The following is a 12,597-nucleotide window of genomic DNA, read 5'->3' as shown; positions in this document are numbered from 1 at the left end:
TTGGAATGGAAAGTCGGGTCGGCGCTCACTATAGCGCAGACTCCTCGTGTTGCCCAAGAAAAGACTGTGTTTTTTTACAGTAGTATTGGTTTGCTATTAAAATAAGGAGATGAGCGCGATCAAGCCGGATTTCGAACTTTCCTTAAGTAGCGCCCGGGCCCTGCACCTGGCCGCGCAGGACATGCTGGCGCCGCGCCGCCGCCGTGCGGCAAAGCCTGACGTGCTGGCGGCGATCCGGCGCATGGGCATGCTCCAGATCGACACCATCAGCGTGGTCGCGCGCAGTCCCTACCTGGTGCTGTGGAGCCGCCTGGGCGACTACGACCCGGGCTGGCTCGACGAACTGCTGGCCGAGGGCCACTTGTTCGAATACTGGGCGCACGAGGCCTGCTTCCTGCCGATCGAGGATTACGGCCTGTACCGTCACCGCATGCTCGACCCGCAAGCCATGGGCTGGAAGTATTCCGCCAACTGGATGCGCGAGCGCGCCGACGAGGTCGCAGCCTTGCTGGCGCACGTGCGTGAAAAGGGGCCGGTGCGCTCGTCCGACTTCGAGCGCAGCGACGGGAAAGGGGGCGGCTGGTGGGAATGGAAGCCCGAGAAGCGCACGCTGGAAGTGCTGTTCACCGCCGGCCAACTGATGATCGCACGCCGCCACAACTTCCAGCGCATCTACGACCTGGCCGAACGCGTGCACCCGAGCTGGCACGACGGCCACATGCCGCCGCTGGAGGAGGTGCGCCGCAGCTTCGTGCTGCAGGCGGTGCGCGCCCTCGGGCTGGCCAGGGCCGCGTGGATTCCCGATTATCACCGCACCCGGCGTCCGCACCCGGACCCGGCGGCGCTGGCCGAGCAGGGCCTGCTGCTGCGCGCACGGGTCGAGGGCTGGCATGACCCGGTCTACATCCATCCCGAACATGCGATGCTTGCGCGCCAGGCGGAGCAGGGCAGGCTGGCGCCGCGCCTGACGACCCTGCTGTCGCCGTTCGACCCGATCGTCTGGGACCGGCGCCGCGCGCTCGAGCTGTTCGGCTTCGACTACAGGCTCGAATGCTATACCCCGGCGCAAAAGCGGCGCTACGGCTACTTCACGCTGCCGATCCTGCGCCGCGGCGCGCTGGCCGGCCGGATCGACGCCAAGGCCCACCGCAAGGCCGGCGAATTCGAGTTGCGCAGCGTTCATCTGGAACCGGGCGTGCGCATCAGCGAGCGCCTGGTCGAGGACGTGGCGGGCGCCGTACAGCGCTGCGCGCGCTGGCATGGATGCCCCACGGTGCGGGTGATCCATGCCGTGCCGGAAACCTTCGGCATGCGCCTGGCTGCAGCCTTCGAGGCTTCCGGAACCGTCGGGTTGCCGTAATCGTGCTTTGACATCGCAACAACTAAAAAGTCTCCAATGTCCACCGGTCCGGGCTTGCGGCACCTCAAACCCGAGCAGGGGCATCTCTCTACACTACGAGTTCCCAGAGGCCGGCCATAACAATAAAAGCTGCCGCCCACCCCGACAAAAAAAAGCTTCCCCAGCCAAGACTCGCGGCCCGCGCCAGGCCTCGCCTTGGCGAAGCTATCCTGAGAGGAGACAAAATGCTGACGTCCACCTACACGCTGGTTACCCTGTCCATCGAGCAAGCCAGCGCGCGCATCGGCCTGCAGTCCCTGCTGGAGCATTGGCAACCCGGCGCCTGGCAGCATGCCATGCCGACGCCACGCGAGGTCAAGCTGGCCTGCGACGCCTTGCGGGTCGCCTTCGACAACTGCTACTGGCGCAAGCTCGACAAGTTCGTGGTGCCGGCCCTGCGCCGCGCCCGCGCGGGTGACGAGGCAGTTGCCGGACTCCTGGCGGAACTCGATGCCCTGACCCTGGCCGCCATCGAGGCGCGCGCCGACGCCCATGCGGCGGCAGCCGTGCATGACGCCGGCTTCGGCGCCGCGCTGGAACGCTGCTGCAATCTGCTGCTCGCGCGCCTGGAGCGCGAAGAACGCGAGCTGTTCCCGCTGGCGCGCGTCCATGTGCCGAGCGAAGTCTGGTTTGCGATCGCTAACCAGATGCTGGTCCAGGATGCCTGGCAGAACGAGAATCGTGGCTATGGCCCCGGGCAGGTCGCGGCCGGCGCCATGGGCAGGAATCCGGTCAAGCAAAGCGCGTTCTCGTCCTTGCCGCACTATGCCACGCACTGAAGCGCGCAGTGGACAAGGCACAGACCCAAAGAGAAGCGTCTGACAAAGCCCTCAGGGCAAGGAGCAACGCCGCAGCGGCGGACCGCGAAGACAGTACTTTAGTACGGCGAGACGATGCGACGCAGCAATGAGGGCTTTGTCAGGCGCGCGGCAAGCGCCACCATGGTTCTTTGCTATGATGGGGGTTTTGGAAGTGCGATTTCATCATGTTCGAATTCCTTTTCAAGCGGCAGGGTGGCGACAAGCCGGCCGGCGCTTCCGGTGAGAAGCCGGGCAGCGCGCCGGCGGCGACGGGCCCGTCCGCGCCGGCTGGCGGGCGGACTGGCGCGGCCGCCGGGGCGCCGACCCCGCGCGAGCAGCAGGCCGAACAGCTCAAGCACCTGAACGGCGACGAGGAAACCGCCGTCGCCTTCATCCTTTCCTCCGAATTCTCCGAACTGCGCCTTGCCGCCGCCGAGCTGGTCCACAGCCGGCCGCAGCTCGAACGCGTGCATGCGGCGATGCGCAATACCGATCGCCGCGTCGCCAAGCTGATGCAGTCGCGCCTGGACGCGATCCGCCACCATGACGCCGAACTGCGCCGTGGCCGGGAAGCCCTGGCGCATGCCAAGGCACTGCTCGGCGACGAGCTCCTGACCCCGAACCATGTTGCCGAGCTCGACCGAAAATGGGCAGTCATCACCGCGCCGGAACTGGCGCCGGAATTCGACACCATTCGAACCGAACTCGGCAAGCGCCTGGAAGACCAGGTGCAGTTGCAGCGCGCCATGATCGACCGCCTGGCCGCGCTGCGCCAGCTCGACTCGGGCGGCCTCGAACCCGCCGTCTTTGCCGAACGCCTCGACGCCTTGTCGCGCGAGCAGGCCGCCGCGCTGGTCGCGCCGGGCCACGCGTCGCTGCCGCGGGCGCTGGTAGCGGAAGTCGCCACCGAGCAGGCGCGCCTGGCCGCCAGCCTGGCCACCATCGAACAGGACCGCGCCGCGCTGGCCGCGCGCGAGGCTGCGCTCGCGCAATGGCAGGCCCAACCGGTGACGGAACTCAAGGCAGAACTCCTCCGCAAGGAATGGCAGCGCCTGCCGGCATTGCCCGCCAACGGTCCGGGCGCACAGCTGCAGGGGCGCTTCGACGCGCTGCTGGCCAGCCTGCCGCAAGAGGCGCCCAGGCCGAAACAGGAGCCGGCCAGGCCGGCCGCGGCCGCGCCCGCCGCACCGAAAGCGCCCAAGGCCCAGAACAAGGGCGCCGACCAGCACTTCCTGGACCGGCTCGACGCGATGGAAGCCGCGCTGCAGCAAGGGTCCCTCGGCACCGCCGCCGAGCTCGACAAGTCGCTCAAGGAAAGCAAGGACAAGGGCATGCGCCTCACGCCTGCCCAGCTCGAGCGCCTGAACCACGTGCGCGCCGAGCTCAAGCGCCTGTCCGACTGGGCGCGCTGGGGCGGCAACGTCTCGCGCGAAGAACTCATCAAGCAGGTCGAGGTCTTATCGACCCAGAACCTGGCGATGGGCGAGTTGGCCAAGAAGGTCAGCAGCATGCGCGAACGCTGGAAGGCGCTCGACAGCCTGTCGGGACCCGCGCCGCGCTCGCTATGGGAGCGCTTCGACGCCGCCTGCACGGCGGCTTATGCGCCGGCCGCCGCCCACTTCCGCCACCTGGCCGACGAGCGCCATGCCAATGCCGCGCGCGGCCAGGCCCTGGTCGAGGAAGCCCAGGCCGAGATCGCGCGCCTGGAGTCGGGTGAGGCCGACTGGAAACACGTGTCCGGCACCGTGCAGCGCCTGCGTACCGCCTGGAGCCACCTGGGCGCGATCGATCGCAAGGACAAGAAGCGCCTCGACGCGCTGTTCTCCGATGCGCTGAACACGCTCCAGCGTCCGCTGGAAGAACAGCGCAAGGGCGAGATGAGCGTGCGCGAGCAGCTGATCGAAGAAGCGCTGGCCCTCGACCCGCACGACCGTCACGCCGTCGACGCGCTGCGCGAACTGCAGGCGCGCTGGCAGGAGCATGCGCGTGCGCTGCCGCTCGAGCGCAAGGCCGAGCAGGCGCTGTGGCAGCGCTTCCGCGCCGCCTGCGACGCGCTGTTCGCCAGGCGCAAGGAGCACGCCCATGCGGCGGACGCCGAACGGCGCGCCCATGAAACCGCCAAGGAGGCGCTCTGCGCGCGTCTCGAAGCCGCCGCGCCGGATGCGACCCCTGCCACCGCCGGCAAGCTGCTGCGCGAGGCGGCGGCCGAGTGGGCGGCGATCGGGCCGGTGCCGCGCGCCCACGAGGCCCGCATCGAGAAGCGCTACCACGCCGCGCTGGCGGCGGTGCAGCACCATGCCGACGTGGCGCGCCGCGCCGCCGGGCTGGCGCTGGCCGGCGCCGTGCGCGACAAGCTGCGCCTGATCCAGGCGCTGGAAAACGCCATCGTCAATCCCGACGCGCATACCAATCCCTCCGACTGGCGCGGGCGCTGGGACGCGCTGCTGCCGCTCGAAGGCGGCTACGAACCGGTGCTGCATGCGCGCTTCGAGGCCGCCCTGGGCGCGCTCGAAGGCGACCGCAGCGGATACGCCCGCCAGCTGGATGCCAATCGCGACCACCTGCTGCACGAACTGCTGCGCCTGGAGATCGCGGCCGGCATCGACAGCGGCGCCGAATTCGCGCGCGAGCGCCTCAAGCTGCAGGTCGAGGTGCTGCAAAGTTCGCTCAAGTCCGGTCACAAGTCGGGCCACGGCGCGGGGCAGGGCGCCGCTGCCAAGGGCTTGCATGAGCTGCTGGCGCTGCCGGCGCTGCTTGATGCCCGCACCGAACTGCGCATCGAACAATTGTTGACGCGCTACGCGAAGGACGGCCGATGAATGTGCCAATGCGCGCGCCGGCATCGGCCCAGGTGAACGACATCCGGGTGCAGGAAGCGGACTTCGACCTGTCGCGTGAACTCGCTGCCCTGCGCGCGGGCGACGGCCGCGTGGGCGCCGTGGTCAGTTTTGTCGGCACCGTGCGCGACCTGAACGAGGGTTCCGCGGTGTCTGAGATGGAGCTGGAGCACTATCCTGGCATGACGGAAAAGGCGCTGGAAGACATCGTGACCCAGGCCAGGGCGCGCTGGACGCTGTTCGGCGTGCAGGTCATCCACCGCGTCGGGCCCCTGAAACCGCTCGACCAGATCGTGCTGGTTGCCTGCAGCTCGGCGCACCGGGGCGAGGCCTTCGCCGCCTGCGAGTTCATCATGGACTACCTGAAGACCGACGCGCCGTTCTGGAAGAAGGAACAGACGCCGGAAGGGGCACGCTGGGTCGATGCGCGCGCCAGCGACGATTCGGCCAAGCGCAAGTGGCTGGGGACGGAGAATCGCGCTTGAGCTGGCTGGCGGTCGGCACCGGGGCGGCGATCGGCGCCTGGCTGCGCTGGGGGCTGGGCCTCTGGCTGGGCAGCCTGCACGCCTATGTGCAGGTCGGGACGCTGGCGGCCAACCTCGTCGGCGGCTACCTGGTCGGGCTGGCACTGGGCTTCTTCAGCGCCTATCCCGGCCTGTCGCCCGAATGGCGCCTGTTCGCCATCACCGGTTTCCTCGGCGGCCTGACTACCTTTTCCAGTTTTTCCGGCGAATCGGTGCTGCTGCTCCAGCGCGGCGAGTACGGCTGGGCGCTGGCCCACACCGTCCTGCACCTGCTCGGCTCGATCCTGTTCTGCGTGGCCGGCTTCGCCACATGGCGCGTCCTGCGCGGCTAGCGGTATTACGGGTTGCTACCCCTGCATAGATCAATCGTGCTGTTCGGGGAGCGTGATAAGTTTGCGGCTAGTTCATTAACTTGAGGAAACAGCCATGCAAACCGTCCAGCGTCCTACCGCCGCCTTCGTCGGTGCTTCCTGGGGTGCGCTCCTGATCGGCGGCAGCGCTTACCTGATCGGCCTGTGGAATGCCCAGATGCAGCTGAACGAGAAGGGTTATTACCTGACCTTGCTGCTGTTCGGACTGTTCGCGGCGGTGTCGCTGCAAAAGACGGTCCGTGACCGCAGCGAAGGCTTGCCGGTGACCGGCATCTACGCCGGCCTGTGCTGGGTGTCGCTGATCTCGGCCATCCTGCTGCTCACGGTCGGCCTGTGGAACGCCACCCTGGCGCCGAGCGAAAAGGGTTTCTATGCCATGTCCTTCGTGCTGAGCCTGTTCGCCGTGGTCGCCGTTCAGAAGAACGTGCGCGACCTCGGCGGCGCGCGTAGAGACGAGCCCAAGGCCGCCATGGAATGAGGACGCGGCTTGCCGCGCAAGGGGAACTGCGTTGCACATCTTGAAAAGCAGACAGACATCCCAATTTTGCTCCTCAGTTAAGAACACCACTAGGGAGCAATACCATGCGGCAAGACAAACTGACGACCAAGCTCCAGGAAGCGCTGGCGGATGCCCAGAGCCTGGCGGTCGGCAACGATAACCAGTACATCGATCCAGTCCACCTGCTCGTCGCCCTGCTGAACCAGGACGACGGCAGCGCCCGTTCACTGCTGCAGCGCGCCGGCGTCAACGTCGGCGGTCTCGCCAACGCGCTCAAGTCGGCACTCGAACGCCTGCCCCAGGTCTCGGGCACCGGCGGCGACGTGCAGGTCTCGCGCGAGCTGGTGGCGCTGCTGAACCTGGCCGATCGCGAAGCGCAGAAGCGCGGCGACCAGTTCCTCGCCTCCGAGATGGTCCTGCTGGCGCTGACCGAAGACAAGTCGGAGGCCGGCCGCCTGGCGCGCGAGCACGGCCTGGCGCGCAAGGCGCTCGAATCCGCCATTTCCGCCGTGCGCGGCGGCGAATCGGTGAATTCCCAGGACGCCGAAGGCCAGCGCGAAGCGCTGAAAAAATACACCCTCGACCTGACCGAACGTGCCCGCATGGGCAAGCTGGACCCGGTGATCGGCCGCGACGACGAGATCCGCCGCGCGATCCAGGTGCTGCAGCGCCGTTCCAAGAACAACCCGGTCCTGATCGGCGAGCCGGGCGTGGGCAAGACCGCCATCGTCGAAGGCCTGGCGCAGCGCATCGTTAACGGCGAAGTGCCCGATTCGCTCAAGGGCAAGCGCGTGCTCTCGCTCGACATGGCGGCCCTGCTGGCCGGCGCCAAGTACCGCGGCGAGTTCGAGGAGCGCTTGAAGAGCGTGCTCAAGGAGCTGGCCCAGGACGAAGGCCAGACCATCGTCTTCATCGACGAGATCCACACCATGGTCGGCGCCGGCAAGGCCGAAGGCGCGATGGACGCCGGCAACATGCTGAAACCCGCGCTGGCCCGCGGCGAATTGCACTGCGTCGGCGCCACCACGCTCGACGAGTACCGCAAGTACGTCGAGAAGGACGCCGCGCTGGAGCGCCGCTTCCAGAAGATCATGGTCGACGAGCCGAGCGTGGAGGCGACCATCGCCATCCTGCGAGGCCTGCAGGAAAAATACGAGCTGCACCACAAGGTCGAGATCACCGACCCGGCCATCATCGCCGCGGCCGAGCTCTCGCACCGCTACATCAGCGACCGCTTCCTGCCGGACAAGGCGATCGACCTGATCGACGAGGCGGCGGCCAAGATCAAGATCGAGATCGACTCCAAGCCGGAAGTGATGGACAAGCTCGAGCGCCGCCTGATCCAGCTGAAGATCGAGCGCGAAGCCGTGCGCAAGGAAACCGACGAAGCGTCGATGCGCCGCCTGGAGCTGATCGGCGAAGAAATCGCGCGCCTGGAACGCGAGTACAACGACTTCGAGGAGATCCTCAAGTCCGAGAAAGCGGCGGTGCAGGGCACCACCCACATCAAGGAAGAGATCGAGCGCCTGCGCCACCAGATGGAGGAAGCCAAGCGCCAGAGCAACTGGCAGCGCGTCTCGGAGCTGCAGTACGGCCGCCTGCCGGAACTGGAAGCCCAGCTGAAGAAGGCCGAGGAGGCCGCCGAAGGCGCGGACGGCGAGGCAAGCAAGCCGAAGCTGCTGCGCACCCAGGTCGGCGCCGAGGAAATCGCCGAGGTGGTGGCGCGTGCCACCGGCATCCCGGTATCGCGCATGATGCAGGGCGAGCGCGAGAAACTGCTGCACATCGAGGACGAGCTGCACAAGCGCGTGGTGGGCCAGGACGAGGCGATCGAAGCGGTGTCGGATGCGATCCGCCGCTCGCGCGCCGGCCTGTCCGACCCGAACCGCCCCTATGGCTCCTTCATGTTCCTGGGCCCGACCGGCGTCGGCAAGACCGAGCTGTGCAAGGCGCTGGCCGCCTTCCTGTTCGACACCGAGGAATCCCTGATCCGCATCGACATGAGCGAGTTCATGGAGAAGCATTCGGTGGCCCGCCTGATCGGCGCGCCGCCGGGCTACGTGGGCTACGAGGAGGGCGGCTACCTCACCGAAGCGGTGCGCCGCAAGCCCTACAGCGTGATCCTGCTCGATGAAATTGAGAAGGCGCATCCGGACGTGTTCAACGTGCTGCTGCAGGCGCTGGACGACGGTCGCATGACCGACGGCCAGGGCCGCACCGTGGACTTCAAGAACACCGTGATCGTGATGACCTCGAACCTGGGGTCGCACAAGATCCAGTCGATGGACACCGACGAGCCGGGCGTGGTGAAGCTGGCCGTGATGGCCGAAGTGCGCGGCCACTTCCGCCCCGAGTTCATCAACCGCATCGACGAGATCGTGGTGTTCCATGCGCTCGACGAGAAGAACATCGGCGCGATCGCCAAGATCCAGCTGCAAGGCCTGGAAGAACGCCTGGCCAAGATGGAGATGACGCTCGACATCGACGACGAAGCCCTGCAGAAGATCGCGGAAGCCGGCTTCGACCCGATCTACGGCGCCCGCCCGCTCAAGCGCGCGATCCAGCAGCAGATCGAGAATCCGCTGTCGAAGGCGATCCTGTCGGGCCGCTTCGGGCCGAAGGATACGATCCCGGTGCGGGTACGCGGGGGGAACCTCGTGTTCGGCGAGCAGGTGGAGCTGGCCAAGTAAGCATCTGTCTGCCGCACACAGGAAAACGGCGCGTCCCGCAAGGCACGCGCCGTTTTTTCATGCCCCGGAGCGGGTGCTCAAGCCCCCTTGCGCTTCCTGCGCGCCATCCAGCCTACCAGGCCAAGTCCGCCCAGCATCATCGCGTAGGTCTGCGGCTCCGGCACCGGCGCGATGGCCTGCGACAGCAGGCTGCCCACCTTGCGCTCGCCCTCGCCGAAGAAGTTCACTTTCAGGTGCGGCGCTTCCAGGTCGGGCGCGCCGCCGCTGAAGCTGAACTGGAACACCATGTCGTCTGCCAGGGCCACGCGCTCGCCCGAAAAGCACAGGCTGCGTCCCGCATGGGCGCCGCCGGCGCAGCCGTTGGCGTTCAGTTCGTTCGACGACAGGGTCCAGTCGGTCGCCAGGCCGGGCGCCGACACCAGGGTCACGTCGGAGAAGCTGCCCACGTCCTTGAGCTGGAGGGCGCCGATGGAGCTGGCCTCGAGCCAGTCTCCGGTGCGATTGGCGGCATCGATTTCCAGGGTCAAGAGATTACCGCTCCAGGTCGACGTGAAAGTCACGCCCTGGTAGGTGAGGGAGCCGGCCTGGGCCGTGGCGGCGACGCCGGCGGCCAAAGCAAGGGCAGCCGTTGCTTTGCAAAGTAAGGTCTTCAATTCAATCTCCTAAATGACATTGAACGACCGGGCCTTCGCGTCGGCGAACGGCCCGGACTCGCGTACGGATGAGCACGCGAGTCCAGACTAGTCCGCTCGTATTGACCTTTCTGTTAGGCGATTAACCAATGGCTGAGTTAGCGCCGCGGCGCTGGAATGTCAGGCCGTACGGCGGCGACGGCGCGCCAGGACCATCACGGCCAGGCCGGCGCCGACGATGGCCAGGGATTGCGGTTCAGGCACCTCGCTGGACCCGCCGTCGGCAGGCTCGACGATGGGGGTGTTGCCGGTGTCGGCGTTGCCGCCGCCTGGAACGACGATGGGGGACGCCGGGAACAGCGCCGGATCCAGGGGAGCCGGCTGCGTCGCGACCGGCAGGTTGCCGCCGGTCTCGGCCGCGCCGCTACCTCCCTGCGTGCCGCCGGCCGGCGCCGGATCAGGCGTTTGCACCGGTGCTGGTTCGGCAACGGGAGCGGGCGCCGGAGCAGGAGCCGGAGCCGGAACAGGGACGGGCGCCGGCTTGGTCTCCGCCTGCCATGGGAAGTCCATTGACAGCAGGCTACCGAGCTTGGCGCCGCCGGCGTTCACGAAGTGCACCTTCAGGTGCGGCGCGGCGAGTTCCGGGCTGCCTTCGAAGGTGAAGGTGAACACCATGTTGTCGGCCAGGTCGACGGCGTCGCCGCTGAAGCACAGGCGGGCGGCGCCACCCTTGCCTTTGCCGGCGCAGCCGGCGGCGTTCAGTTCCGCCCTCGACAGCGCCCAGTTGGCGCCGGTCGAGCTGCTCATCTTCACGCCCGAGAAACTCCCAGCCGTCTTGATCGACAGGGCGTCGATGGCGCTCGCGGCGGCCCAGCCGCCGCTGCGTTTGGCGGCGTCGATTTCGAGCCTCAGGACATTCCCAGTGAAAGTCGACGTGAACACGACGCCGTCTTGTGTGATGACACCCGCCGACGCATTGGTTGCGGCAACAATGAAGAGGCTGCTGACTGCGAGACGGAGGAGGGTGCGCATAATCACTTTCGATAATTTGTTGAGGTTTTTGACGAATCTGATGATTGCATCATGTCATTACAAATTCGTCTAGTCAACAATTATTTGAGGAAATTGATGATTGAATGCATCTGCGCAACAGCCTTCCGAAGACTTTGTTTTACATGGTGAAATGCACATTCCGCCTGACGAAATTTGCAGCAAAGCCAGCCCCTTCATTCATTCCCATTCTGAGAAATTTTATATCGCATCATGAAATGCAATTTGTAAGTCATTGAAATAAAGAGATAAAAAAATCTTTTGATGTCTTATATAAGAGTTGTTGTGCTGCGCACAAACTGATCTATGATTTACCCAACGGATTCCTTCGCAACTTAGCCTTTCAATCAGGAGAATCAGCATGGCAACTCGTGAACAACAGATCAGTGAACTCCAGCAAGACTGGGAAACCAACCCGCGCTGGAAAGGTGTGACGCGCAACTACACGGCCGAGGATGTGGTCCGCCTGCGCGGCTCGATCCAGATCGAGCACACCCTCGCCAAGCGCGGCGCCGAGAAGCTGTGGGACCTGGTCAACAACGAACCCTACGTGAATGCCCTGGGCGCCCTGACCGGCAACCAGGCCATGCAGCAGGTGAAGGCGGGCCTGAAGGCGATCTACCTGTCGGGATGGCAGGTGGCGGGCGACGCCAACGTTGCCGGCGAAATGTATCCGGACCAGTCGCTGTATCCGGCCAATTCGGTGCCGCTCGTGGTGCGCCGCATTAACAATACCTTCCAGCGCGCCGACCAGATCCAGTGGTCCGAGGGCAAGGACGACATCGACTACTTCGCGCCGATCGTGGCCGATGCCGAGGCCGGCTTCGGCGGCGTGCTGAACGCCTTTGAGCTGATGAAGGCCATGATCGATGCCGGCGCCGCCGGCGTGCACTTCGAGGACCAGCTGGCTTCGGTCAAGAAATGCGGCCACATGGGCGGCAAGGTGCTGGTGCCGAGCCGCGAGGCGGTCGAGAAGCTCAACGCCGCGCGCCTGGCGGCCGACGTGATGGGCACGCCGACCCTGGTCATCGCCCGCACCGACGCCGAAGCGGCCGACCTGCTCACCTCGGACGTCGACCCGATCGACCAGCCCTTCTGCACCGGCGAACGCACCGTGGAAGGCTTCTACCGCGTCAAGCCGGGCATCGAGCAAGCCATTTCGCGCGGCCTGGCCTACGCGCCCTTCGCCGACCTCGTGTGGTGCGAGACCGGCAAGCCGGACCTGAATTTCGCCAAGCAGTTCGCAGAAGCCATCCATGCGAAATTCCCGGGCAAGATGCTGGCCTATAACTGCTCGCCTTCGTTCAACTGGAAGAAGAACCTGGACGACGCAACCATCGCCAAGTTCCAGAAAGAGCTGGGCGCAATGGGCTACAAGTTCCAGTTCATCACCCTGGCCGGCTTCCATGCCCTGAACTACAGCATGTTCAACCTGGCGCACGGCTATGCCCGCCGCGGCATGTCGGCCTTTGTCGAGCTGCAGGAAAACGAGTTCGCCGCCGCCGAGAAGGGCTTCACCGCCGTCAAGCACCAGCGCGAAGTCGGCACCGGTTACTTCGACGCCGTGACCCAGACCATCCAGCAGAACCAGAGCTCGACCACCGCGCTGCATGGTTCCACCGAGGACGAGCAGTTCTTCGACGAGAAGAAGGTCGCCTGAGCGCTGCCCGTCATACTTACCTCTGTGACTTTGCCGCAGCGCCCGCAAGGGCCTGCGGTTTTTTTCATCGGCCCGAGAAATTGCTTTGTAGTGGATAATGGCGCCCATTGCGCCGTCGAAGAACACGGCACCGAC

General features: G+C 66.0%; 10 protein-coding genes. 8 read left to right on the top strand and 2 right to left on the bottom strand.

What is annotated here, in order from left to right:
* Positions 1–109: 109 nt before the first annotated feature.
* The 7 genes from YWC_RS0101155 to clpB all read left to right on the top strand — a co-directional run bounded on the left by YWC_RS0101155 (position 110) and on the right by clpB (position 9,120).
* Complete coding sequence (locus YWC_RS0101155; RefSeq protein ID WP_027863731.1) at positions 110–1,360, top strand: winged helix-turn-helix domain-containing protein; 1,251 nt, start codon at positions 110–112, stop codon at positions 1,358–1,360.
* Between the two features lie 224 nt (positions 1,361–1,584).
* Complete coding sequence (locus YWC_RS0101150; protein ID WP_027863730.1) at positions 1,585–2,178, top strand: hypothetical protein; 594 nt, start codon at positions 1,585–1,587, stop codon at positions 2,176–2,178.
* A 206-nt stretch (positions 2,179–2,384) separates the two neighbouring features.
* Complete coding sequence (locus YWC_RS0101145) at positions 2,385–5,018, top strand: DUF349 domain-containing protein (protein WP_027863729.1); 2,634 nt, start codon at positions 2,385–2,387, stop codon at positions 5,016–5,018.
* Positions 5,015–5,521: a molybdopterin synthase catalytic subunit MoaE gene (gene moaE, locus YWC_RS0101140; protein WP_229412979.1), complete on the top strand. Its 507-nt coding sequence runs from the start codon at positions 5,015–5,017 to the stop codon at positions 5,519–5,521. The genes YWC_RS0101145 and moaE overlap by 4 nt, the downstream gene beginning before the upstream one ends.
* Positions 5,518–5,892: a fluoride efflux transporter CrcB gene (gene crcB / locus YWC_RS0101135; protein WP_027863727.1), complete on the top strand. Its 375-nt coding sequence runs from the start codon at positions 5,518–5,520 to the stop codon at positions 5,890–5,892. Before moaE ends, crcB begins: the two co-directional genes overlap by 4 nt.
* A 94-nt stretch (positions 5,893–5,986) precedes the next feature.
* Entirely contained in the window at positions 5,987–6,409 is a 423-nt protein-coding gene (yiaA, locus tag YWC_RS0101130) for an inner membrane protein YiaA (RefSeq protein WP_027863726.1), read from the top strand.
* A gap of 104 nt (positions 6,410–6,513) precedes the next feature.
* Positions 6,514–9,120 carry an ATP-dependent chaperone ClpB gene (gene clpB / locus YWC_RS0101125; RefSeq protein WP_027863725.1) on the top strand — a complete coding sequence of 869 codons (2,607 nt, stop codon included), beginning with the start codon at positions 6,514–6,516 and terminating at the stop codon, positions 9,118–9,120.
* Between the two features lie 77 nt (positions 9,121–9,197).
* On the opposite strand, the gene YWC_RS33645 is transcribed toward clpB, so the two are convergent.
* Entirely contained in the window at positions 9,198–9,773 is a 576-nt protein-coding gene (locus YWC_RS33645) for a PEPxxWA-CTERM sorting domain-containing protein (RefSeq protein WP_229412978.1), read from the bottom strand.
* Between the two features lie 159 nt (positions 9,774–9,932).
* Positions 9,933–10,784, bottom strand: a complete 852-nt coding sequence (locus YWC_RS33280; RefSeq protein WP_036212497.1) for a PEP-CTERM sorting domain-containing protein — start codon at positions 10,782–10,784, stop codon at positions 9,933–9,935.
* A 379-nt stretch (positions 10,785–11,163) separates the two neighbouring features.
* On the opposite strand from YWC_RS33280, the gene aceA reads away from it, so the two are divergent.
* Positions 11,164–12,462 (top strand): isocitrate lyase, encoded by a 1,299-nt coding sequence (gene aceA / locus YWC_RS0101110; RefSeq protein ID WP_027863723.1) that lies wholly within the window; start codon positions 11,164–11,166, stop codon positions 12,460–12,462.
* The last annotated feature ends 135 nt before the right edge of the window (positions 12,463–12,597 follow it).

It is taken from the genome of Massilia alkalitolerans DSM 17462 (assembly GCF_000427785.1).
Classification (GTDB): Bacteria; Pseudomonadota; Gammaproteobacteria; order Burkholderiales; family Burkholderiaceae_D; genus Telluria; species Telluria alkalitolerans.
This window is presented reverse-complemented; position numbering and strand designations above follow the sequence as displayed.

Bases quoted from the DNA above. Each gene is read 5' to 3' on its own strand.
- moaE (WP_229412979.1), top strand. From the start codon at position 5,015: ATGAATGTGCCAATGCGCGCGCCGGCATCGGCCCAGGTGAACGACATC.
- yiaA (WP_027863726.1), top strand. From the start codon at position 5,987: ATGCAAACCGTCCAGCGTCCTACCGCCGCCTTCGTCGGTGCTTCCTGG.
- YWC_RS0101155 (WP_027863731.1), top strand. From the start codon at position 110: ATGAGCGCGATCAAGCCGGATTTCGAACTTTCCTTAAGTAGCGCCCGG.
- YWC_RS33280 (WP_036212497.1), bottom strand. From the start codon at position 10,784: ATGCGCACCCTCCTCCGTCTCGCAGTCAGCAGCCTCTTCATTGTTGCC.
- clpB (WP_027863725.1), top strand. From the start codon at position 6,514: ATGCGGCAAGACAAACTGACGACCAAGCTCCAGGAAGCGCTGGCGGAT.
- aceA (WP_027863723.1), top strand. From the start codon at position 11,164: ATGGCAACTCGTGAACAACAGATCAGTGAACTCCAGCAAGACTGGGAA.
- YWC_RS0101150 (WP_027863730.1), top strand. From the start codon at position 1,585: ATGCTGACGTCCACCTACACGCTGGTTACCCTGTCCATCGAGCAAGCC.
- YWC_RS0101145 (WP_027863729.1), top strand. From the start codon at position 2,385: ATGTTCGAATTCCTTTTCAAGCGGCAGGGTGGCGACAAGCCGGCCGGC.